Origin of the sequence: Psychrosphaera aestuarii, assembly GCF_017948405.1 — a bacterium.
Lineage (GTDB): Bacteria > Pseudomonadota > Gammaproteobacteria > Enterobacterales > Alteromonadaceae > Psychrosphaera > Psychrosphaera aestuarii.
Window position 1 is genome coordinate 2,197,930 of the sequence record NZ_CP072844.1, and the last position, 22,204, is coordinate 2,220,133.

Annotated in this window: 19 protein-coding genes and 2 tRNA genes; 13 read left to right on the forward strand and 8 right to left on the reverse strand. The window is 40.8% G+C overall.

Translation table 11 applies throughout. The features are described 5' to 3' along the window. The first annotated feature begins 72 nt into the window (after window positions 1–72). From J9318_RS09995 to J9318_RS10005, 3 genes are all read left to right on the forward strand, one after another. Window positions 73–492 (forward strand): thiol-disulfide oxidoreductase DCC family protein, encoded by a 420-nt coding sequence (locus J9318_RS09995; RefSeq protein WP_244731623.1) that lies wholly within the window; start codon window positions 73–75, stop codon window positions 490–492. Between the two features lie 2 nt (window positions 493–494). Then, window positions 495–1,223 (forward strand): SDR family NAD(P)-dependent oxidoreductase, encoded by a 729-nt coding sequence (locus tag J9318_RS10000; RefSeq protein WP_210559785.1) that lies wholly within the window; start codon window positions 495–497, stop codon window positions 1,221–1,223. Window positions 1,224–1,287: 64 nt separating this feature from the next. Then, window positions 1,288–2,352, forward strand: a complete 1,065-nt coding sequence (locus J9318_RS10005) for an NAD(P)/FAD-dependent oxidoreductase (RefSeq protein WP_210559786.1) — start codon at window positions 1,288–1,290, stop codon at window positions 2,350–2,352. Window positions 2,353–2,431: 79 nt separating this feature from the next. Here J9318_RS10005 and J9318_RS10010 read toward each other — a convergent pair. Together J9318_RS10010 and J9318_RS10015 are read right to left on the reverse strand one after the other, a co-directional pair. Further along, window positions 2,432–2,523: transfer RNA gene (locus tag J9318_RS10010), tRNA-Ser, on the reverse strand. Between the two features lie 50 nt (window positions 2,524–2,573). Next, a tRNA-Ser gene (locus tag J9318_RS10015) sits at window positions 2,574–2,665 on the reverse strand. Window positions 2,666–3,132: 467 nt separating this feature from the next. On the opposite strand from J9318_RS10015, the gene J9318_RS10020 reads away from it, so the two are divergent. The 5 genes from J9318_RS10020 to J9318_RS10040 all read left to right on the forward strand — a co-directional run bounded on the left by J9318_RS10020 (window position 3,133) and on the right by J9318_RS10040 (window position 5,464). After that, window positions 3,133–3,798 carry a Bax inhibitor-1/YccA family protein gene (locus J9318_RS10020; RefSeq protein WP_210559787.1) on the forward strand — a complete coding sequence of 222 codons (666 nt, stop codon included), beginning with the start codon at window positions 3,133–3,135 and terminating at the stop codon, window positions 3,796–3,798. A gap of 256 nt (window positions 3,799–4,054) precedes the next feature. Beyond that, complete coding sequence (tusD, locus tag J9318_RS10025; protein WP_210559788.1) at window positions 4,055–4,411, forward strand: sulfurtransferase complex subunit TusD; 357 nt, start codon at window positions 4,055–4,057, stop codon at window positions 4,409–4,411. Window positions 4,412–4,418: 7 nt separating this feature from the next. Next, window positions 4,419–4,781: a sulfurtransferase complex subunit TusC gene (tusC, locus tag J9318_RS10030; protein WP_210559789.1), complete on the forward strand. Its 363-nt coding sequence runs from the start codon at window positions 4,419–4,421 to the stop codon at window positions 4,779–4,781. A gap of 13 nt (window positions 4,782–4,794) precedes the next feature. Then, window positions 4,795–5,091 carry a DsrH/TusB family sulfur metabolism protein gene (locus tag J9318_RS10035; protein ID WP_210559790.1) on the forward strand — a complete coding sequence of 99 codons (297 nt, stop codon included), beginning with the start codon at window positions 4,795–4,797 and terminating at the stop codon, window positions 5,089–5,091. Window positions 5,092–5,134: 43 nt separating this feature from the next. After that, window positions 5,135–5,464 (forward strand): TusE/DsrC/DsvC family sulfur relay protein, encoded by a 330-nt coding sequence (locus J9318_RS10040; RefSeq protein ID WP_210559791.1) that lies wholly within the window; start codon window positions 5,135–5,137, stop codon window positions 5,462–5,464. A gap of 88 nt (window positions 5,465–5,552) precedes the next feature. On the opposite strand, the gene J9318_RS10045 is transcribed toward J9318_RS10040, so the two are convergent. Together J9318_RS10045 and J9318_RS10050 are read right to left on the reverse strand one after the other, a co-directional pair. Next, window positions 5,553–7,658, reverse strand: a complete 2,106-nt coding sequence (locus J9318_RS10045; RefSeq protein WP_210559792.1) for a S9 family peptidase — start codon at window positions 7,656–7,658, stop codon at window positions 5,553–5,555. Window positions 7,659–7,834: 176 nt separating this feature from the next. Then, the gene (locus J9318_RS10050) at window positions 7,835–10,621 is read right to left on the reverse strand and encodes a M16 family metallopeptidase (protein WP_210559793.1); all 2,787 of its coding nucleotides are present in this window, start codon (window positions 10,619–10,621) and stop codon (window positions 7,835–7,837) included. A gap of 217 nt (window positions 10,622–10,838) precedes the next feature. Here J9318_RS10050 and metK point away from each other — a divergent pair, with 217 nt between their 5' ends. After that, entirely contained in the window at window positions 10,839–11,990 is a 1,152-nt protein-coding gene (gene metK / locus J9318_RS10055) for a methionine adenosyltransferase (RefSeq protein WP_210559794.1), read from the forward strand. A gap of 346 nt (window positions 11,991–12,336) precedes the next feature. Here metK and J9318_RS10060 read toward each other — a convergent pair whose 3' ends face one another. The 4 genes from J9318_RS10060 to J9318_RS10075 all read right to left on the reverse strand — a co-directional run bounded on the left by J9318_RS10060 (window position 12,337) and on the right by J9318_RS10075 (window position 19,179). Then, complete coding sequence (locus tag J9318_RS10060; protein WP_210559795.1) at window positions 12,337–15,891, reverse strand: ABC transporter permease/M1 family aminopeptidase; 3,555 nt, start codon at window positions 15,889–15,891, stop codon at window positions 12,337–12,339. 9 nt (window positions 15,892–15,900) lie between these two features. Further along, window positions 15,901–16,797: an ABC transporter ATP-binding protein gene (locus J9318_RS10065; RefSeq protein ID WP_210559796.1), complete on the reverse strand. Its 897-nt coding sequence runs from the start codon at window positions 16,795–16,797 to the stop codon at window positions 15,901–15,903. Between the two features lie 358 nt (window positions 16,798–17,155). Beyond that, window positions 17,156–18,289, reverse strand: a complete 1,134-nt coding sequence (locus J9318_RS10070; protein ID WP_210559797.1) for an ABC transporter permease — start codon at window positions 18,287–18,289, stop codon at window positions 17,156–17,158. Continuing rightward, window positions 18,286–19,179: an ABC transporter ATP-binding protein gene (locus J9318_RS10075; protein ID WP_210559798.1), complete on the reverse strand. Its 894-nt coding sequence runs from the start codon at window positions 19,177–19,179 to the stop codon at window positions 18,286–18,288. The genes J9318_RS10070 and J9318_RS10075 overlap by 4 nt, the downstream gene beginning before the upstream one ends. Before the next feature lie 144 nt (window positions 19,180–19,323). Between J9318_RS10075 and rsmE the strand changes: the two genes are divergently transcribed. The 4 genes from rsmE to ruvX all read left to right on the forward strand — a co-directional run bounded on the left by rsmE (window position 19,324) and on the right by ruvX (window position 22,204). Continuing rightward, window positions 19,324–20,055, forward strand: coding sequence for a 16S rRNA (uracil(1498)-N(3))-methyltransferase (gene rsmE / locus J9318_RS10080; RefSeq protein ID WP_210559799.1), 732 nt, complete (start codon window positions 19,324–19,326; stop codon window positions 20,053–20,055). A gap of 138 nt (window positions 20,056–20,193) precedes the next feature. Then, window positions 20,194–21,147, forward strand: coding sequence for a glutathione synthase (gene gshB, locus J9318_RS10085; protein ID WP_210559800.1), 954 nt, complete (start codon window positions 20,194–20,196; stop codon window positions 21,145–21,147). A gap of 44 nt (window positions 21,148–21,191) precedes the next feature. Further along, window positions 21,192–21,770 (forward strand): YqgE/AlgH family protein, encoded by a 579-nt coding sequence (locus tag J9318_RS10090; RefSeq protein ID WP_210559801.1) that lies wholly within the window; start codon window positions 21,192–21,194, stop codon window positions 21,768–21,770. Beyond that, a complete protein-coding gene (gene ruvX / locus J9318_RS10095) occupies window positions 21,770–22,204 on the forward strand; it encodes a Holliday junction resolvase RuvX (protein WP_210559802.1) in 435 nt (144 codons plus the stop codon). Before J9318_RS10090 ends, ruvX begins: the two co-directional genes overlap by 1 nt.

Here is a 22,204-nt window from a genome sequence, read left to right on the forward strand (position 1 = left end):
TTCGGCGGTTCATGTTGTTAGCCGTTTACGTAAAGTAGCTTCATTTAGGTTTAGGTTAATCAGAGGTGTAATGTGAAAAAACAGACAAATAGTAATAAATTTCTGCTGTTTTACGATGGCTGTTGTCCTTTGTGCGTTGCTGAAATGAGCAAATTAGCTAAAGTTGATCACAATAAAAAAATCGAATTTATAAACACTCAAAACTCATCTCAAATGGAGTTATACCCTCAAGTTGATGTTGCGCAGGCCAATAAGATCCTCCACGCTATTGATCAAAGTGGAAGATTACTACTAGGTTTAGACGTAACTTATAAAGCGTGGGAAATCGTCGGCAAGGGTTGGTTATTCAAACCTCTAACTTGGCGATGGTTGCGATTTTTTGCTGATCCTATATACCTTTGGTTTGCTAAAAATCGCTATTCCATCTCTGCGTTTCTAACTGGAAATGCTCGATGCGAGTCTTGCCAAATCGGCCGACCTGGAGAAAAATAAGTATGTCAAAGGCTCACTCGTGTTATTTAATATTTGGCGCATCCAGCGCAATTGCGAACGCTGTAATCCAAAAGCTGATTGAACAACCAAACAACGACGTTTACACATTTAGTCGCAATGCCATCGACGTTTCATCAAATCAAGTTCATTCAATTACGGTTGAGGACTACTCTGCAATAAATCTTAAAGCAGCTCTGAAACCATTAGAAATTAGCAAAAAAAATATTGCTGGTGTTTATATTTTTAACGGCATACTCCACTCAGATAAATTCAGGCCTGAAAAAGCGCTAAGCCAATTTGACCCTGACACTTTTTCCGCTGTTATTGCAGCAAATACAATCACACCAATATCAATTATTCAGGCAGTTTTAAGCCTTTGCGATAAATCTCAACGGTTTAAAATAGCAGCATTATCAGCACGCATTGGCAGCATATCTGACAATGGACTCGGCGGATGGCATAGCTATCGCGCCAGCAAAGCCGCATTAAATATGTTATTGCAAAACATTACCATCGAATGTGCCAGAAGCTACAAAGGTATAAAGTTAATTAGCTATCACCCTGGTACAACGGACAGCCCGTTATCAAAGCCTTTTCAAGCAAATGTGCCTAACGAGCAGTTGTTCTCCGCCGAAAAATCGGCTGACTTTTTTATAAATGTGGTTGAAAAACAACCTTATAATAATCAATTAAGCTATGTTGATTGGCAAGGCAACACTATTAAATGGTAATGACATAAAAACGCCAATTTACCGTCGCAATATTAGACGCAATTAGCTGTAAAAAGGATTCAAGATGAAAATAGCAATTATAGGCGCAGGTCTAACCGGGGCCGTTGTCGCAGATAAGTTATCAAGGCTAGGACACAATGTCACTGTGATTGAAAAATCTCGTGGTCGCGGAGGCCGTATGAATACCAAACGGCTGTCGTGGGCAAATTGTGACATGGGCGCACAATATTTTACCGCCAGAGATCCCCAATTTATTAATGAAATAGAACAGTGGCAAACTGATGGACTTGTTGAACCATGGGCGTTCTCACCATCACTTTTAAGGGCAAAGGTACTTGCCGCCTCCCCTGACGCCGAGCTTAGATATGTTGCCACGCCTGAGATGAATTCAATTGCTAAGCATCTTTTAAAAGATAAAAAGTTAGAACTTAATACAAAAATAAACCACATTACTAATGACGACGGTAAGTGGCTGTTGTGGCGAGATAACATGGAGTTAGTGGGTATCTATGACTGGCTGATTTCTACAATTCCTGCCGAACAAGCCTTTGAACTTTTTGCCGATATTCCTTCAATCCAAAATCAAATTCCACACGATGTTCACGAGCCGTGTTGGGCCGTCACGCTAGCAACCCAAGGTGAGGTGAGTGATGTATTGCAAGGGGTGTTTAGTCGAGAAAAGGTATCTTGGCTAGCAAGGCAAAACCACAAACCACAACGACAAATAGAAAAACGATTAACTTCTGAAGATAAATCAGGTGCAAAACCTCAACAAAAAATAGACGATCTTTGGAATATTCACTTTGATGCCGCATTTACCAAACAACACATTGGTGTCGATTCCAAAAACATACAAAACATTGCTCTAGATTGGCTTAATGAGCTAATAATCAATAATAATCTTGGTGATGGCGTTCGTCTTGTTGATGGTTACGCTCATTTCTGGCGATATGCTCGTCCTGCAGAAAGTTATATAGCAGAGTATGAGAAAAACAAGCCGACAATAATATTTGACGCCGAACAACAATACGCAATAATCGGAGACTGGGCAAAAGGTGGGCGCGTAGAAGGCGCGTATCTGAGTGCTGTTGAGTGTGTTGATGCTTTTAAATCGAACAGCTGGACATAACTTTACTGCATCGGCCGCTCAAGTTCTTCCCAAATTGCAGATACAAAAAAGCCCAGTCAAATGACTGGGCTTCGTTGTTTGGCGGAAAGCGAGGGATTCGAACCCCCGGAAGGTTTAACCCTTCGCCTGATTTCAAGTCAGGTGCATTCGACCGAACTCTGCCAGCTTTCCTAAGTCGATCTCATTAAGTTTTAAATAATAAAACTCAATGTTTGTATAAGTGGCGGAGAGGGAGGGATTCGAACCCCCGGAAGGTTTAACCCTTCGCCTGATTTCAAGTCAGGTGCATTCGACCGAACTCTGCCACCTCTCCACTTGATGAAGCGCATATTAGAGACCTTGATTCGCCTTGTAAAGTCTAAACGTTAAAAAAAACCAGTTTTTTAGTTTGTATGGCTATTTTTAAAACAAAGTGGGGCTTTTTTAATTCGAAATTTCAAAAAATATTAAAATTTAGAGCAAACCTTCAATATTAAATTGAACCTTTGCAAACTTAATTTATCAAATAAACATAAAGCGAAGTAGAGAAGTAGCCAAGAATAATAGTAGTTAACTTCAATTGTGGTAATAATTAGCACAAAGCCCTAACGCAAAACATTTGGGCGTTTATAAGAAGATTGATTTAATCGCTTTTAATTTAATCAAAATGCGTATTAATGTCGTATAAATATCTTGAAACTAAATTGTTTACCTATATATATTGACCAGTAATACAATTTAATGAAAACTATCGAAAGTTTTTAAACAACGTTTTATTTTATGAAACAACAGGAGTTCAAAATGGACAGCAGAATGGCGTATCAAGGTACTCAAACCTCTGTATTAGCGCAGAACAAGGTACTAAGAAACACTTATTCATTATTAGCTATGACTTTAGCGTTTGCCGCTATGGTTGCTGGCGGTGCAATGGCATTAAACTTACCTCACCCGGGGTTAATTGTGACGTTGGTTGGTTTTTATGGCTTACTATTCTTTGTCCATAAAGCTGCTAACTCATCAATGGGTTTAGTTGCAGTGTTTGCATTCACAGGTTTCCTTGGTTACACACTAGGGCCTATTTTAAATATGGTAATTGGCGCAGGTGGCGGTGAAATCGTAATGATGGCACTTGGTGGCACAGCGTTAACGTTCTTTGGTGTTTCTGCTTATGCATTAACAACTAAGCGTGACATGTCATTCCTAGGTGGAATGATGGTAGCTGGTTTCTGGGTATTAATTGTTGCGGTTGTAGCAAACATCTTCCTACAATTACCTGCACTGTCACTGGCTATTAGTGCAATGTTTATCTTGTTCTCGTCTGGTGCAATCCTTATGCAAACGCAAGCGATTGTTAAAGGCGGCGAGACTAACTACATTCTTGCAACGGTGACGTTATTTGTATCTATATACAATATTTTCATCAGCTTGATTAATATCTTAATGGCATTCGCCGGCAACGACGATTAATTGCCAATATTACTAAGAGCGCTGCCTTGTGCGGCGCTTTTTTTTGCCTCGACTTTTTACTTTAATTCTTACAAAGCTTTACTTTAGCCCATACAAAACGTTACTTAAATCCATAGTGGTAGCTTAAATACTAAGTACAGTTTCATCTTTGATGTTATTTATTCTTTTCATTTTTATAAATTTTCTGATGCTTACGTGGGTTATCTAGTTAATATGTTTTAAACTATACCTATCGGAATACAAAAATGAGAAATTCATGCGTTACTTATTGATGTTGCAAGGCAAAGCGTGGTCGGAACAATCTGTCTTATCAGCTTGCCAATTTTGTGAAGCTGCCATCGCTCAGGGACACACAATTGATGCGATTTTTTTGTATCAAGATGGAATAACGAATGCCCTTCCAAACTTAGACATTAGTTCAGATGAGCTTAATGGTCAGCAAGCCTTATCTGATCTTCACATTACCTATGGAGTACCACTTTGGTTGTGCGTAACTGCTGCAGTAAAACGAGGCGTAAATGAAGATAATGTGATGCCAGGCTTTAAGATAGCTGGTCTTGCTGAGTTTGCTGAGCGCTGTACCCTTGCCGATAAAGTTATCCAATTTAAGTAGAACGATTATGAATATTAAATCAGTGTTAGTCATTCACACTACACCTACCTTTAATGACTTGCAGGGTAAAGAGGCGCTCGATTTGAGCTTGATACTTGGCTCTTATGAGCAAGATGTTGCGGTCGTTTTCTATAAGCAAGGTGTATTTCAAACACTCGCTCATCAAGATGCTGAGTCTATATCGCAAAAAGACTACATAAGTACGATTAAAGCATTGGATATTTACGATATTGATAAGGTTTATGCTCATAGTGACAGTTTGAATCAGTTTGGCTTAACCGATAATGAGCGATTATCAAATATAGAGACTATTGAACATAGCGATTTTATAAAACTAAAAAGCAACGCTGACCATATTTTTGTAATTTAACCAGGAGTCTAATATGCCTTTTTCATCACATAGTTATAGTCTCCACTTGATTTTCAGTCCAAACGGCTGGCAACAAGCACAACCTATGATTGAACCCAATGATCGGGTTCTATTTCTACAAGACGCTGTGTATTTGTTGCAAAGCGACCTTAATAGCCCTTCTCCGCTACTTTATGCCCGAGCCTTAGACATCAACGCTAGACACATAAACTTATCGGCACAAGCTGACAAGGGCGTTGATATTGAGGCTATTGAAGATGAGCTTTGGATTCAGCTCACTGAACATGCTAAGAATATAATATCTTGGTAATAAGAATTAAGAATTAAGAATTAAGAATTAAGAATTAAGAATAATGATTGAATTTAACGGTACACAGTACGCAACAGATAAACACGAATATTTAGCGAATATTGACGACTGGAGTATGCCACTCGCTGAACATATTGCTGAACTAGAAAATATAACAATGACCGAAAATCATTGGGAAGTTGTCAACTTTGTTCGTGACTTTTATAAAGAATACAAAACATCACCTGCTATCAGAATGTTAGTGAAAGCAATGGCAAAACAGCTTGGAGCAGACAAAGGCAACAGCATCTATTTATACAAGCTATTTCCAAAAGGCCCAGCAAAACAAGCAACTCGTATCGCCGGCTTGCCAAAGCCCGCGAAGTGTATATAACAGGCACAAAAAAGCCCGCTCAGGTAAACAAAAATATCACCTGTCGGGCTTAACTTTTTACTTAGTTAATAACTTTCACTTTCGAGGCTTAAGGGTATTTTTTAAACCAAGCTAAGATATTTTCAATTTTCGCCACCATTCTTGATGGACGACCGGCAATACCGTGCGGTGAGCCAGGTACGCGAACCATTATCGTATCAACTTTACGAAGCTTTAGCGCTTGATAAAATTGCTCGGTTTCGGACATTGGCGTGCGACGATCGTTCTCACCGGTAATTAACATAGTTGGCGTAGTCACGTTGCCCACCAACGACAGTGGCGAACGCTCCCAATAGTGTTCAAAGTTATCCCACGGCATACCTGGAAATTGAAATGGTATCTGACCTAAATAACTATCAGCGGTCAATACTTTTGATATCCAGTTTATCACTGGCTTTGCAACTACAGCAGCTTTAAATCTGTCGGTTAAACCAATTGCATAAGCAGAGGCAATACCACCAGCTGAACCACCCGTTATATATAGTTTGTCTGGATCAACAAAACCTTTGTTAATCATCGCATCAACGCCCGACATATGGTCTGCAAAGTCCCATTTACTCGAGTACTTATTTTGTAATAACAACGCAAAGCGTTCACCATAACCGGTTGAACCACGGTGATTATCATAAAAAACAACATAACCTTCTGCAGCAAAACGTTGCATCTCAGCTGAGAAGTGAGGACCGTATGCTAAATGAGGACCACCGTGGATCTCAAGAATTAATGGGTACTTCTTAGCTGGATCAAAGTTTGGAGGCAACAAATACCAACCTTGAATTTCCTCGCCATCAATAGACGAGTTGTATACGACTTCCTTTACTTCAGCTAAGTTTTTGTGCCCAAGTAAGTCTTCATTCAATTGTGTGATCTGAAAGTCTTTGCCCTTTCTTCGCACAAAAATATCTGCCGGACGTTGAGCGCTGCCTTTTGTGTAAGCTATAACATCGTTATCAACATCAAAATTTGCAAATGCATAAGGACGACCAATCGTGGTTCCGCCTAAACCTTCAACAATTTTCATATGACGGCTTTCTAATGTCGAAAAACCAACCGTAATAAGTCCGCGTTCGGTCATTTGATAATACAAGCCTGTGTTGTTTTCACTCCACTTTATGCCACTTACAGAGTTATCTATGTCAGCAGTCACCGCACTTACTTTTTTACTCGATAAGTCCATCACTTCTAATATTCTATTTCGATATGCAAGTGGTTTATTATCAATTGAAACAAACGCTAATTTTTTCCCGTCTGGAGATACTACTGGCGAGTATTCACCACCTGGCCTATCAGTAACTTGAGTGAGCTCACCTGCCTGTTCGCCATTAACTACAACGGAGTAAATATCTGATTCACGTGTTTGGTATTCCCAGTCTGCATTGCGATAAGCTGAAAAATATATTCGACTGCCATCTTGAGCCCAAGATAAGCTGCCACCGTGATTATAATTACCACTAGTAAGTTGTCGAGGTGTGCCCCCGTCGGCAGGTATAACAAAAATATGACTGAATTTTGGATCTAAAATACCCGCGCCATCAGCTTGATATCGAGCTTTTGTTACATAGGTAACTGGTTCCGACCATTTTGCGCCCTTAGGACGTTTTGGCATTTTGACCGATAAAGGTTTAGTGGTGTCGTCAACTGACATAGTAAACGCAATTTGCTGGCCATTAGGTGACCACGAAACATTACTGATACCCGATTGCACATTAGTTACTAGCGCAGTTTGCCCAGTATCCATCCAACGAACATAAAGCTGTGTGCGCCCCTCTTCGTTCGATAAATAAGCAACTCTATCGCCTTTGGGTGACCATGATGCTCCAAAGTAGGCTTTTTTCCCAGATAAGAGTGGACGATGCAATGAACCGTCTGTTCTAGATATCCAAAGATTAGAACGAGTCCCGTCGGTCATAACATCATGACTACGTCTGGTATAAATAACCCACTTGCCGTCAGGAGAGACTTGCGGCGCACTGGCATATTCGAGCTCAAATATATCTTCAGCTTCAAACTTTTTACTCGTTACTGCCTCTTCAGTTGTCAATGAATCTACGGTTGGCTTTTTACTTTCCAGCGCATGGCTGTAAGCAGAAAGTTGAGTACCGAGAAAAAGCAGCGCTAAAGAAACGTACGTTCGTTTCATGTTAGTTCGTTTCATGGTCGTTCCTATCATTCTAATTTCTTTTATTTATCCGTTTATAACACCAGTGTAATCACTTTTATGGCGGAAAAACAAACAAGTAAGTATTTTTATCGGCCATAAAACAAAAAAGCGCGACAGAGTTAACTGCCACGCTTCGTTATATAAACGCAATGTCACATATAGTCTTTAAACTATTTGTTAACTTTAGCCCAGTCACCAGCAGCAAAGATATTTAACTCTTGCTGTGCAATGTACTTGGCAAAAGCCGCATTCACCTGTTCAACCGTTACCGTTGGTAATTTTTCTTGGTAATCAGAGAACCATTTGATATCACGGCCCATTTGCTTGTTTTCGTTTAGCATACGAGCAATATACGCTTCACTTGACCATGTTACTCGAAGTGATTTAAGTGCACCGTTAATAGCGTCAGTCACCTCTTTATCAGAGAAACCTTCGTCTAATACTTTTTGCACTTCTTCTTTATAAGCTTCAACTACTTTTTTCATGTTCTCAGGAGCCGCAATTGCAGACATGATGAACATACCCTTCTCTTCATCAAACTCCATTTGTAACCAAGAGCCCGTACCGTAGCTGTAACCCTCTTTAACACGGATACGCTGCATTAAACGAGAAGCGAAACCACTGCCACCAAAGATTTGGTTTGCAATGTAAGTCGCATAGTAATCATCTTCTTGTGGGTTTAGGTCAACTACATGCGCAATATATAACTGAGCATTTGCTTTGTCTGGCGTTTCAATCCAATTCTCTTGACCCGTTACCGCGTTGATTTCATCTTCAAGTTTTGCGTACTTTGCCTTACCAGCTAATTCGCTTAAGCGCATTTCTAATTGAGTAGAAACAATCTTAGGCTCTACATCACCAACAACGGCTACGTAGCCATTACTTACATTGAAGTGTGTTGAATGCAGCTTTTTAAGACGCTCAGATGATACCGCTTTTAAACCGGCAATTTGCTCATCAATCGTTTGAAACGCTGATGGGTGACCGGCTTCATGACCATTAAAAGTTTTACTTAGAACTGAAACCGCGACTGCTTGAGGCTCACTACGGTTCATCTCAAGACCTGTGATCATTGCTTTACGATCAATTTCAACTTCAGACTGTTTAAACGTTGGGTTAACTAATAGCTCTTGAATAAAGTCTAACGTTTTATCTAAGTTTTCTTTTACAGCTTTAACTGAAACATTGATTTCACCTAAAGTACGCGTAGAAATATTAATGCTCGCTTTTAATTCATCTAACTTAGAAGCAATTTGCTCTTTGCTATACTTTTCAGTACCGCTCATGATCAAACCACCTAACATCTTAAAGTCAGCCTCATAACCTTTTAGTGATTTTTCAGAGCCAACAGGGAAAGTCATTGCCATGTTCACTTCGCCAGCGCGCAACTTCTTAGGGTAAATACTGACTTGTGTGCCGGTTGCCCAAGTAAACTCCTGCAAACGAGCTAATACATTCTCTACGTTGTTGTCATAAACTTCGCCATTAGCAACCGCTTTACGGCCTTTATAGTCTGCTAATAGTTCTGAAATGTCTTTGGCTTCAGAAATTTCCGCACGCACTGGCTCTTTAGTTGGGATAAAGCGTCCTAGCGTACGGTTACTTTCTACAAAATATTGCTCTGCTACTCGCTGAACGTCAGCCGCTGTTACTTTTTCTACTAAGTCACGGAAATAGAAAATATAACGATAGTCACCCATCGCAATGTATTCTGATAATTCCATACCTACCGACGTTACATTACGTAACGCTTCTTCTGTTTCTTTTAAAATAGCAGCTTTCGCAACCGCTACTTCCGACTCTGAAATTGTATTATTTTTAATACCTTCAACCATCGCCAATAATGCTTTTTCCATCTCAGCAGTATCTTTACCCTTTGAACCTTGAGCTAATATGGTAAATGTTGATGGATCTTTTAGTAGGTAAGAGTAGGCATAGGCACCTGTTGCTAAACCAGGCTCAACCATTTTCTTCTGCATTCGACCACGAGCATTATCAGATAAGATCTGCGCTAACACTTGTACCGCTGGCGTATCTTCATGAAGTGCTGATGGAACATGATATACAGCCGCAATCATTGGTACGTCACCTGTACGACGAAGATTCACTTCACGTTCGCCGTCTTGAGTCGGTTCAACGGTATACAGCTTTTCAATTGGTGTTTCTGGTTGCTTTAACTTACCAAAGGTCTTTTCAATCATTTCGATTGTTTTTTCTTTATCAAAACGACCTGCTACTGTTAACACGGCGTTATCAGGACGGTAATGACGCTTATAAAAATCACGTAAAACTTGGAAAGGAAAGTTTTCAACGTCTGAACGTGCGCCAATCGTTGAGTTTGCATAGTTATGCCATAAATATGCGGTTGATGCTAAGCGCGAAGATAACATGCGGAACGGGCTATTTTCACCGCGTTCCATCTCGTTACGTACAACGGTCATTTCTGACTCAAGCTGGTCTTTGGTAAAGGTAGCGTTCACCATACGGTCCGCTTCCATGCCTAAAGCCCACTCTAAGTTAGCTTCATCATATTCAAACAATTCAAAATAGTTGGTACGATCTAACCACGTTGTCGCATTTACGCGCATACCGCGTTTATTAAATTCGGTGTCGATTGCTTTGTAGCTTGTAGAGCCTTTAAATAACATGTGCTCCAAAAGGTGGGCCATACCAGTCTCACCATATTTTTCGTGAACTGAACCTACTTTATAAGTGATGTTAACCAGAGTTTTTGGTTGCGCTTCGTCTGGGTACATCAGTACTTTCATACCATTTGACAAGGTATACTCATTGATACCTTCTACATTACGAACGAATTCCATTTTAGCGTTAGTCGCAACAACTTCTGGCGCGACACTTTGCTGAGTCGCTGAACACCCTGCTAGAGCAAAAAAGACGGCAGATGCCAGAACCGTTTTTGTAAACTTTGACTTGTTACTGCTGTTAAAAATCTTCATTCAATGAAGCTCCCTGAATTTATTATAATATGTCGACTTTCTATTACGCGTTTTATACCAAATATGGCGGCTAAAACTAACTTTTAACTTGTAACACTTTGTTAACAATTTAGGACCATATAAGTGTTTAGACGTCTAGGCGTAAAAAGTAATATGCAAAACCGAAAAACTTAGCTAAAATTACCGCAAAATTTACGTAATAAAAGAGATAGGTTAAATGGCACAACATTTATTCACATCGGAATCAGTATCTGAAGGTCACCCAGATAAAATCGCAGATCAGATTTCTGACGCAGTATTAGACGCTATTTTAGAGCAAGACCCAAAGGCTCGTGTTGCGTGTGAGACATACGTTAAGACAGGTATGGTTATGGTTGGTGGTGAAATCACCACTTCAGCTTGGGTTGATATTGAAGAGTTAACTCGTAGCACTGTACGTGAAATTGGTTACACTCATTCAGATATGGGCTTTGATGCTGACTCTTGTGCAATTTTAAATACAATTGGCAAACAGTCTCCAGACATCAACCAAGGTGTTGATCGTAAAGACCCTAGCGAACAGGGTGCCGGCGACCAAGGTCTAATGTTTGGTTATGCATGTAACGAAACTGAAGTACTAATGCCAGCTCCAATTGAGTACTCGCACCGTTTAGTTAAACGTCAAGCGCAAGTGCGCAAAGATGGTACATTACCTTGGTTACGTCCAGACGCTAAGTCTCAGGTTACTTTTGCCTACGAAAATGGCAAGCCAGTTGGCATCGATGCAGTAGTACTTTCTACTCAACACTGTGACACTATAAGTCAAAAAGACTTAGTTGAAGCGGTAATGGAAACGATTGTTAAGCCTACTCTGCCTGCAGAATGGTTATCAGCGAATACTAAATACTTTATCAACCCAACAGGTCGCTTTGTAATTGGTGGACCAATGGGTGACTGTGGTTTAACAGGCCGTAAGATCATCGTTGATACATATGGCGGCATGGCTCGTCACGGTGGCGGTGCGTTCTCTGGTAAAGATCCTTCAAAAGTTGACCGTTCAGGCGCATACGCTGCACGTTACGTAGCTAAAAACCTAGTAGCTGCTGGTCTTGCTGACAAAGCTGAACTTCAAGTTTCTTATGCGATTGGTGTTGCTGAACCAACGTCTATCAGCGTTGAAACATTTGGCACAGGCAAGCTTGAAGAAGACAAACTAATCGAATTAGTACGTCGTCACTTCGATCTACGTCCATACGGCCTAACACAAATGTTAGACCTAGAACGCCCTATTTATAAAGGCACAGCTGCATACGGTCACTTTGGTCGCGAAGAGTTCCCATGGGAACGTACTGACAAAGTTGAAGCATTGCGCGCTGACGCTGGATTGTAAAAAAGCTTTTGCAGCAAATGAGTTGAGACAAGCGCTGCTATAAAAAAAGGACCTTCGGGTCCTTTTTTTATGTCTACTGCATCGGCCGCTCAAGTTCTTCCCTGAAACGCTCAACCAAGGCATCCATGCCTTGGAGGTCTCTTGTGTAAAGTAATGTTCATCTGTTCTTTAGCGGAGTGAGTCTATGCGGTATGAACGGCGCTGGCATTTGATTATCAGCGACGGCGAAACAAAAAAAGGACCCGAAGGTCCTCTTAAATAATGTCGCCTTGCGGCGGCGGTCGAGCTCGTCTGATTTAAGCCTTAGAAGTTAAACTTTCAAAATTCAACCGCTAAAACTCGACTATTAAAGTTTTATAACATTGTCAGAACTGTCTCGGTCAATCAACTTAACGAATGGATCAACACCAGCATATTTAGGTTTTGAGTCCACTGTAAGCGTGAAGGTATTTTCACCCTCAATGACTAGATGTTTGTTTTCATACAAAACAATGTTGTCCGCATTTAAATCTTCTGGATCTTCGCTAAATAGCACAATATCAACATACTCTTTAAGCTCAGCAGGTGTTTCAGCACCCTTTCCATCTGCAGTATAACGTCTGCCTTCTACGATGAAGGTCACTTCAAACTTGCCGTTATCTAGTTCAACAATATCGGCTGTTTTTGCTTGTAGGTCATAAAGTGTAATTTCCTCAAACAAGTCTTTGATAAACGACTGTTCTTCGCTATTACTTACCCCGTTTAAACTAGCAATCAGATCCAAAGTCGTTGGATACGGATCGCTCTTAAACTTAAACTTCTGCAGTAAGTTTCTCAACGCTTGATTTAAACGTTCTTCGCCTAGCCTATCTTTAATCGCCATCATAACCACAGAACCTTTTTGGTAATGAATATACCCTTGGTTTTCAGCTCGCATTAGTGGCATCTCTTCAAGCGATTCTGCAGCTCGACCACGCAAGTAACGGTCTAGTTCATACTTTAAGAAACTACGTAATTTATTATCTCCGTACTTTTTCGCCATGACCATAATCGCACTGTATTGTGACAACGACTCAGATAGTATTGCACTACCCTGTACGTCTGCACTGCCAACCTGATGTGCCCACCATTGGTGTGCCAGTTCATGCGCCGTTACATAATAAACAGGGTCAATATTGTCCTGATCACGTAGGTCTGTAGTGAAACCAATGTTTTCCGAGTAAGGCACAGTATTAGCAAAGCTTTGAGCAAAACTTCGATATCCAGGAAACTCAATGATGCGCATTTGTTTATGCTGATATGGGCCAAATGCTTCAGTGAAGTAGTCAATAGAATCTTTAGTCGACTCAATCATGACACCCACATTCATAAAGTGTTTAGGATGGTAGTAAACCTCAATGTTAATACCTTTGTGAACGTCTTTTTTCACATCTAATCGAGCTGATAAAATCGAATAGAAGTTAATCATCGGCGAGTCCATTTTATAATGGAAATAGCGCTTATCACCTTCCACCCACTCTTTCTGTAAGTAACCAGGCGCTATAGCCACTTGGTCTAGCTCAGTAGAAATCGTCGTTTCAAAATCTATAAAGTCGTTTCCTTTACCAAAGAAGCTTTGATTATAAAACTCTTCATCCTCTAACTTGTTCGCCCTTTTCGGCGGCGGCAAATCTCGTTTTCTGCGCTCATGTCGATCGGATAAATAACCTTGTGTATTTACACCAAAAATTGGGAATAACTCAAAGTTATTAATGAAGGTACCATTTTTAACTAACTGCACATCAAAGCCTTTATCTTTAAAGCCTTTAACCGTTCGAGTTACGGTAATTTCACCTTCCAAAGTCTCGCCAGGCTGTAAAGGCTGATCAAATACAAACCAAGCTGCGCCTAAACGCGAATCCACTTCCTGCATTGAGCCATTTGGAAGCTGCACACCCCAAGTCTCTGCGAAACGAGGTGCGTTCACTAAGAAACGAGATATTGGCTTATCAAACTTATTTTTAACCGTTATTTCAGCGGTAGCAACAATCGTTCTTTCACTTGGCGTGATATCAACTTTTGCATTAACGCGAGTAATAACAGGAATTGGATCGTTTACATACTGATCAAACTGCTTCTCATAGTCAGTACGGATTTCCATCATCTCATCACTAGAGTAATACTCGTTAACAACCGTAGTGTTGTAGTAAATGTAACTACCCGAAAGTACAAACACCAAAGCCGCTGAAGCAATTGTAATTTTTCCACCGGTCTGCATTTGATAACCCATTTGCTTGAAACGATGTTTTAATGCAACTTGAGGGCCTCGCTGCCAAAGGGCATAGCTAATTGTACTTAAAATGACACACATAGCGCCCCAATAAATGAGATACCAAGCCTGTGTTTCTAAGTACCACCCGTAACCATTTAAGTCCGAATACTGCATCATTGGATGTGAAGCAAAGTTGAGTAAATTATGCTCTAGTCCTAATTGGTAAAAGCTTAAGCTGGCTAAAAAATAGCTAAGGAATAAAAGCATTCCAACAAACTTGTTTGGACTTAATACTTGAAGGAAAAATGCTAAAACCACCATCATCAACAAGCTTGGTGCTTGAAAAAAGAACAGACTGATAAAATACTGGCCTAGTTCAATATCATTCACACCAGCAATCAATTGATAAGTAATAGTGACACACATACCTATAACAAATAGTGATAAAAGAGTTAGCCAAACCGCAATCAGTTTAGACAACCAAAATGTCATATTAAAAACAGGCATGCTATCAACAATATCGCCCATTCCAGAACTACGTTCACGCCAAACTACTTCACCACTGTAATAAGTGATGATGACAATCATCATTAAACTAAAGCTACCAGATATTTGAGTGACCATGGATTTAGTTAATGCCCACTCGGAGGTGCCGTAGAAAGGACCGTTTCCGAAAAACGAAGAGATAATAGTAAAACCAGAGAATATCAATAGGATATAAAACGGTGGGCTAAACATAATTTGTTTGATTTCAAACAAGGTTCTCGTTTTGAATTTTGTCCAAGTACCTGACGCTGCACTTTTATATTTGATATTTGCGTTAACCGGTGCAACTTCTTCTTTTTTAGCTTTTTTCTTCTTAGGATTTGGTTTTGGCGCTAATGTTAATGGTGAAGCAATCTTTCCAAATAGAGCAATAATAGCAACACTAATACCAATCCAAATTAGGCGGTTATATAACAATACGCCCTCTAAATAGATTACTTGGCTGTCTCGTTCAACCGGCGTCCAGTAACGAGTAATATCGGCAAAGGTTCTAATACCAAACGGATCAGTTAACGCTCCGATATATCGATATTCGGGTTCACTAATGAAGTTGCCGCTAACGATGTACAAGATAAACATTGCCACTGCAGCCAAGTAAACCGACATCATCGATTTAAACTTTTGCGCGACCGAATAAAATATAGCCGAGAAAACAAATAACGTTGGTACAGAAAAATAGAAGTACGTTGTTAAATAGAAAGTAAGATCCGTTGGGCCTAGTCGTTCTGAATCCAGCCAAGGCATCCAAGAGCCTATCAGAATGCCAAGTGGCACCATGGCAAACACGACCAAGATCACTAGGTAAGTCCCACAAAAGCGACCCAATTGATATGTTAACGGGTTCATCGGTTTGGTATAAAGTAACTCAGCCATGTGAGACGAGTCATTTTTAGTCGCGGTAGTGGCCATAAAATTAACCACTAAAAACATGGAGAAAATCCCTAAGATCAACATGGTTTGTGCAACTGCGTAAGAGCCGTTAAACGTGGTATTCTGACCACCTATTATGACCGAATCGCTAACCATCGCTAAAAATGGCAATAAGAAAAACGTTAAGCAGGTTACATAAAACGACGGTTGACGAACGTAATATCGCCACTCAAATTTAAGCATATTTAAAAACATACGACGCCCCTAAGCTGCAGTGCTGTTAGATGGAGCTGATTGACGAGAATTATAAAGTGTCGAGAAATAGACATCTTCTAAATTCGCTGGCGCCGCTTCAAAACCTTCAGGTTGAGTATCGGCATATACATGCACAATAGTTTTACCGGCAAACAGTCGCTGCGAAATCACTGGCAGATTAGCTTCAATCTCAGCAAACTCTTGCTGTGAAACTGTTTTTCTCCAAATCTTTTGGCCTAGCTGATTAGTTAACTCTATCGGATTTCCTTCCAACAGAATTTGACCTGCGCCTAATACCGCCATGTTTGGACACAATTCAGTGACGTCATCAACAATATGCGTAGAAAGAATAATGGCTTTTTCTTCACCTAAACTAACTAACAAATTGTGAAAACGATTGCGTTCCTCTGGATCTAGTCCAGCAGTTGGCTCATCAACAATTAATAAATCTGGGTCGCCTAATAAAGCTTGAGCAATACCAAAACGTTGACGCATACCGCCTGAAAATCCGCTTACTGCATTGTCTTTATGTTGGAATAAGTTCGTATGAGCTAACAAGCCCTCTACCGCCTCTTTACGTTCAGCTTTATTTTCAAGACCTTTCAAAATAGCTAAATGATCCAACAGGTCATATGCGCTAACACGCGGATAAACACCAAAATCTTGCGGTAAATAACCTAAGCGCTTACGCAGCTCATTTGGGTTATTTAAGACGTCGATACCATCAAAAGTAATGCTACCTGAGTCTGGCATTTGTAATGTAGAGATGGTTCTCATTAAAGATGATTTGCCCGCACCGTTTGGTCCAAGTAGTCCGTACATACCTTTAGGTACCGTCAAGTTGACGTTGTTTAGTGCTTTCACGCCATTGTTGTAAGTTTTTGAAAGATTTGAAATTGATAACATTGGAATTCCGTTTAGTTATTTTGCCTTTTCCTAGAATGGCATAACTTGACTAATAAAAACACACCCCGGATTAACTATTAGTCTCTAATTTGTAACAAGATTTTGGGATTTTTAATAGCTGAATGTAATTTTACTGCGTCAGGGGGCGTCGGGGCACCGGGGCATAGAACCGCTGAACATAACTTTACTGCATCGGCCGCTCAAGTTCTTCCATGAAACGCTTAACCAAGGCATCCATGCCTTGGAGACCTATTGCGTAAAGTTATGTTCAGCGGTTCTTTGGCGAAGTGAGTCTTGCGGTATGAGCGGCGCTGGCATTTGATTATCAGCGACGGGGGCGCGATTCAGGGATGAATCGCTATCGTCCATCCCCTTCCCATCTAAACATCACAGTCCCAGCCGTTAAAAACACGACTATCATGCCTATTAGCGTCAACACATGATGTTTTATGTCCATCAGGCTAGCGCCTTCAGTCATAATAGCTCGAGCCCCTTCCACCAAATGCGTCAACGGAAGGAACTGGGAAATTGTTTGAATAAACTCTGGGCTGCCTTCAAGTGAGAACCACACTCCAGACAAAATCATCATCGGCCAGGTCGCTAGGTTTAGAAGGCCCCCGGTGAGCTCTTCACTTCTCGATCGAGAGGCGATCATTAGGCCCAAAGATATAAGTGAAAATGCGCCAAGTGCAGCAACAACAATAAGGTCTAAATAGCTACCCAACATATAAAAGTCGAACAATAGGTCGCAACCAATAAATACCATCGAGGACAAAAACATGACAATCATTAAACGAGAAACGACTTGCGCTGTTAAAAACTCTAGCGCCGTGACCGGCGTTGCATTTAAACGTTTTAATACCATGTTTTTACGATAACGAACAATGACATAGCCAACTCCGAACAAGCAGCTGAACATCATATTCATACCTAAAATACCAGGTAAAACCCAATCTAAATAACGAATTTGTCGCCCATCAACCGTTTGTTGCTGCCAGTTCGTGTTGGTTTGTTGATTCGAAGCCAAGCCGTTTTTATCAAATTGACCTTCAACCGTAGCGTCAGAGTTACTTTCTTGCACATTAAGCGACGATGCCAACAGCAACTTCTCGACAAAATAGCCATTTGGTGATGACTCATTTAACCAGTATTGCTTCTTTTTAAAATCTACTAAAAGATCAAGTCTATGCTGATGGAGCTTTGATAATGCCTTTTTAGAGTCTTTATAATCGACAAATTCAATGTATTTTGTTTGTAAAAACGGATGAGGTTGCAGCTGAACAGACGATGCTGATTCAGAAGGTAACAAAGACTCTGAGTTTAAAACCCCCACCTTGTATACATCTTTACCATCACCAGAAAAAACTACGGCAAAACCGACCAACAAAAGAACAGGAAAGATCACACTCCAAGCGAGCGATGAGCGATCTCGAAAAAACTCTAAATTACGAGCTTTTAAGATGGCATAAAATCGAGTGAAAAAGACCTTCATGGCTTCTGAGCCTCCGTTAATTGGTGTCCGGTCAACTTAATGAATAAATCATCAAGGTTTGCTGATTTAACCTGCAAGCCGTCTAATTTAACGCCTTTTTTGAGTAAATCTGAGATAGAAAGCTCAACATCTTGTGCATCAATATCAACATGATGGTGGCCAAATGGTCGGCCAATTTGCTCAACGTCATAGTCGCCCAAGTTCTCTACCGGCAAACGAATTATCGCACCGGAAAAATGCTGATTTAATAAGCGCGATGGCGTGTCTTGCGCAATAATAGCGCCTTGGTCCATGATCACGATGTCATCACATAAATATTCAGCCTCATCCATATAATGTGTTGTTAAGATCACCGTTTTGCCTTGCTGTTTAATCTTGGTGATCAAATCCCAGAAATTTCGGCGAGCATGCGGATCTAAACCTGTCGTCGGTTCATCCAAGAACAAAATTTTAGGATCGTTTATAAGTGCAAGAGCCAATAGCAAACGTTGTTTTTGACCTCCTGATAATTTTTGATGACGGCGTTTTTCAATTTCGACAAGATTGCACATCTCCATCACCGCTTGTTTGCTGGCTGCATTTGGATAAAACGCACCAAACAGATCTAACGTTTCCCCAACGGTTAAAAAATCTTGCAATGCGGTATGCTGAAACTGAATACCGATTTCTTTCAGTGATTCCTTATCAAGCGGCTGTCCGAAAAACGAGATTTCACCACTAGAAGGTTGAATCAAGCCTTCCATCATTTCAATAGTCGTTGTTTTACCAGCGCCGTTTGGGCCTAACAAACCAAAACATCGCCCTTGCTCAACGCTAAATGACACACCTTTAACGGCTTCAACGTCATCGTATTTTTTACTGAGGCTTTTGACCTCGACCACTGCTGGCATGTTAATTTCTCCACATGGCGTGATTAATTTTATTTGTTAGCGACTTGCCAACATCATTAACACGATTAGACACCAATTCTTCATTTCTATCTAGCGCTTTGATTGCTAGAATAAAGCGATTAAAACTCAACTATTTGCAAAAGTATGCGGATCCCAAGAATATATCACCCTTCTCAAATTGAATTAGACACGCCTTTTGAACTCGACGCCGATGCGGCGAATCATGTTGGTCGTGTACTGCGAATGACAGCCGAACAAGAGCTGGCCTTGTTTTGTGGCGATGGTTTTGATTATCAAACCGTTATTACCAACGTGACCAAAAAGCATGTGGAAGTCGTTGCAAAAAACAAAATATCCGTACAAAACGAAAGTCCTCTTTCAATTCATCTTGCCCAAGGTATTTCACGCGGTGACAAAATGGACTTTACCATTCAAAAGTCAGTAGAACTTGGAATTACCGACATCACACCTATCTTTACGGAGCGATGTGGCGTTAAGCTCAAAGGTGAGCGACTAGATAAAAAACATCAGCAGTGGCAAAAAATAGCTATTGCAGCCTGTGAGCAGTCAGGTCGAGCGTTTGTGCCTACCATCCATAGGCCAATTGAGTTTAAAGAATTTATTGAACAAAAAACTGAACAGCTAAAGTTGAATTTGCACCCTCGTGCCTCCATTTCCGTATCATCACTTACAATGCCTGAAACCGGTGTAAGATTTGTAATCGGTCCGGAAGGCGGTCTTAACGACCAAGAAATTGAAGCTGCAAACAGCGCAGGATATCAAGACATTCTAATGGGGCCTCGAATTCTGCGTACAGAAACAGCCGCATTAACTTTGTTAACCGCGCTGCAAGTTAAGTTTGGTGACTTGGCTTAGGTAAAACTCGGTGACTTAGCTTAGGTAAGCTTGGTGACTTGACTTAGGTAAAACTCGGTGACTTAACATCGATGAAGTTTGACGACGTGTTACATCGGTACAATACGCATTTCAAAATGAACTAAAAACGGAACAACTATGACAATTAAACTCGGTATCGTGATGGATCCCATCAAAGACATTAACATCAAAAAAGACTCTAGTTTTGCGATGTTACTTGAAGCTCAATCTCGGGGTTATGAGTTGTTCTATTTAGAAATGAAAGACTTATATCTGCGTGACGGGCGTGCGTTTGGTAAATGTAAACCGTTAACCGTTCGTTACGACTTTGACGACTATTACTCTCTTGGTGATGTTAAAACGATGCCACTGGGCGATCTTGACGTCATTTTAATGCGCAAAGATCCTCCGTTTGATACAGAGTTTGTTTATGCAACCTACATGTTAGAGCGAGCAGAAGACGAAGGCACGTTAGTTGTCAACAAACCACAAAGCCTGCGTGATGCCAACGAAAAGTTATACACCAGCTGGTTTGCCGAGTTTATTCCACCAACACTAGTTACTCGCGATGCCAGTTTAATAAAAGATTTTTATCAAGAGCACGGCGATATTATCTTAAAGCCATTAGATGGTATGGGCGGCGCATCAATATTTAGAGTTAAAAAAGGCGATCCTAATCTCTCTGTGATCATAGAGACGTTAACCGCGCACAGTGAACAATATGCCATGATACAGGCCTTCATTCCTGATATTAGCAATGGCGACAAACGTATTTTAATTGTTGATGGCGAACCGATGCCATATACCCTCGCCCGCATTCCGGCCAAAGGTGAAACCCGCGGTAATTTAGCTGCAGGAGGCCGCGGTGAAGCGCGACCATTAAGCGATACCGATTGGAAAATTGCCAATGCTATTGGACCTAAATTAAAAGAAAAAGGGTTGATTTTTGTTGGTCTTGACGTGATTGGTGACTGCGTTACTGAAATTAACGTCACTAGCCCTACGTGTATCCGAGAAATTGAAGGCGCGTTTGATATAAGCATTACCGGCCACTTATTTGATGCAATAGAAAAGCGCATCACCGAAAAATAGTCACACAATTAACAGTGAATTAAATATAGGCGTATTGAATTTCAATGAGTTTAAAAATTAACAGTAGTCTTAGTCTTACTAATCAATTTCTTATCGCCATGCCGTCGATGGACGATGGTTACTTTGAGCGTACACTAACTTACATTTGTGAGCATGACGAAAATGGCGCAATGGGTTTGGTGGTTAATAAGCAAACCGACATGTCGGTTCGACACCTACTATCCGAGATTCAAATTGATTTACCAGAGTCTTCACCACTACAAGAGCAAAAAGTCCTTTCTGGCGGACCTGTGCAAGTAGACCGTGGTTTTGTATTACATAACGGCAACCGCCTTTGGTCATCCAGCCTACAACTCAAGAATAACTTTGTGGTCACTACCTCAAAGGACATATTAGAGAACTTGGGTACAGATGAAGGGCCGCTGGACTTTGTTGTCACCCTTGGTTATGCCGGTTGGGGTGCAGGCCAGCTAGAAGATGAAATCGCCAACAACTCATGGCTTACTGTTAATGCCGATCCTGAACTTATCTTTAATGCACCAATCGAACAGCGTTGGGAATTGGCGGTACAAAAGCTTGGTATCGACAGCAGTCAATTATCCCACTTTGCAGGGCACGCATAATGTCAGAGCAATCAACTCAGCCACAAACGATTATGGGTATCGACTTTGGTACAGGTAGTATCGGTTTTGCCATTGGCCAGTCATTAACCGGCACCGGCTCACCAATCAAAGCGCTAAAAGCCAAAGAAGGCGTTCCAAACTGGGACGAAGTAGAAAAGCTGCTGAAAGAGTGGCAACCCGACTTAGTGGTAGTGGGATTGCCTTTGAATATGGACGGTACAGAGCAGTTGGTGACGCAGAAGGCGAAAAAATTTGCCAACCGCGTTCATGGCCGATTTGGTGTTCAAATACATATGCACGACGAACGCCTTAGCACCACAGATGCCAAGGCCAGCTTATTTGCCAGTGGCGGCTATAAAAACCTTAAAAAAGGTAATGTCGATGCTCAATCTGCCGTTGTTATTTTAGAAAGCTATTTCGAGTCGCTTTATTAA

Bases quoted from the DNA above. Each gene is read 5' to 3' on its own strand.
- J9318_RS10000 (WP_210559785.1), top strand. From the start codon at position 495: ATGTCAAAGGCTCACTCGTGTTATTTAATATTTGGCGCATCCAGCGCA.
- J9318_RS10005 (WP_210559786.1), top strand. From the start codon at position 1,288: ATGAAAATAGCAATTATAGGCGCAGGTCTAACCGGGGCCGTTGTCGCA.
- J9318_RS10020 (WP_210559787.1), top strand. From the start codon at position 3,133: ATGGACAGCAGAATGGCGTATCAAGGTACTCAAACCTCTGTATTAGCG.
- tusD (WP_210559788.1), top strand. From the start codon at position 4,055: ATGCGTTACTTATTGATGTTGCAAGGCAAAGCGTGGTCGGAACAATCT.
- tusC (WP_210559789.1), top strand. From the start codon at position 4,419: ATGAATATTAAATCAGTGTTAGTCATTCACACTACACCTACCTTTAAT.
- J9318_RS10035 (WP_210559790.1), top strand. From the start codon at position 4,795: ATGCCTTTTTCATCACATAGTTATAGTCTCCACTTGATTTTCAGTCCA.
- J9318_RS10040 (WP_210559791.1), top strand. From the start codon at position 5,135: ATGATTGAATTTAACGGTACACAGTACGCAACAGATAAACACGAATAT.
- J9318_RS10045 (WP_210559792.1), bottom strand. From the start codon at position 7,658: ATGAAACGAACTAACATGAAACGAACGTACGTTTCTTTAGCGCTGCTT.
- J9318_RS10050 (WP_210559793.1), bottom strand. From the start codon at position 10,621: ATGAAGATTTTTAACAGCAGTAACAAGTCAAAGTTTACAAAAACGGTT.
- metK (WP_210559794.1), top strand. From the start codon at position 10,839: ATGGCACAACATTTATTCACATCGGAATCAGTATCTGAAGGTCACCCA.
- J9318_RS10060 (WP_210559795.1), bottom strand. From the start codon at position 15,891: ATGTTTTTAAATATGCTTAAATTTGAGTGGCGATATTACGTTCGTCAA.
- J9318_RS10065 (WP_210559796.1), bottom strand. From the start codon at position 16,797: ATGTTATCAATTTCAAATCTTTCAAAAACTTACAACAATGGCGTGAAA.
- J9318_RS10070 (WP_210559797.1), bottom strand. From the start codon at position 18,289: ATGAAGGTCTTTTTCACTCGATTTTATGCCATCTTAAAAGCTCGTAAT.
- J9318_RS10075 (WP_210559798.1), bottom strand. From the start codon at position 19,179: ATGCCAGCAGTGGTCGAGGTCAAAAGCCTCAGTAAAAAATACGATGAC.
- rsmE (WP_210559799.1), top strand. From the start codon at position 19,324: ATGCGGATCCCAAGAATATATCACCCTTCTCAAATTGAATTAGACACG.
- gshB (WP_210559800.1), top strand. From the start codon at position 20,194: ATGACAATTAAACTCGGTATCGTGATGGATCCCATCAAAGACATTAAC.
- J9318_RS10090 (WP_210559801.1), top strand. From the start codon at position 21,192: ATGAGTTTAAAAATTAACAGTAGTCTTAGTCTTACTAATCAATTTCTT.
- ruvX (WP_210559802.1), top strand. From the start codon at position 21,770: ATGTCAGAGCAATCAACTCAGCCACAAACGATTATGGGTATCGACTTT.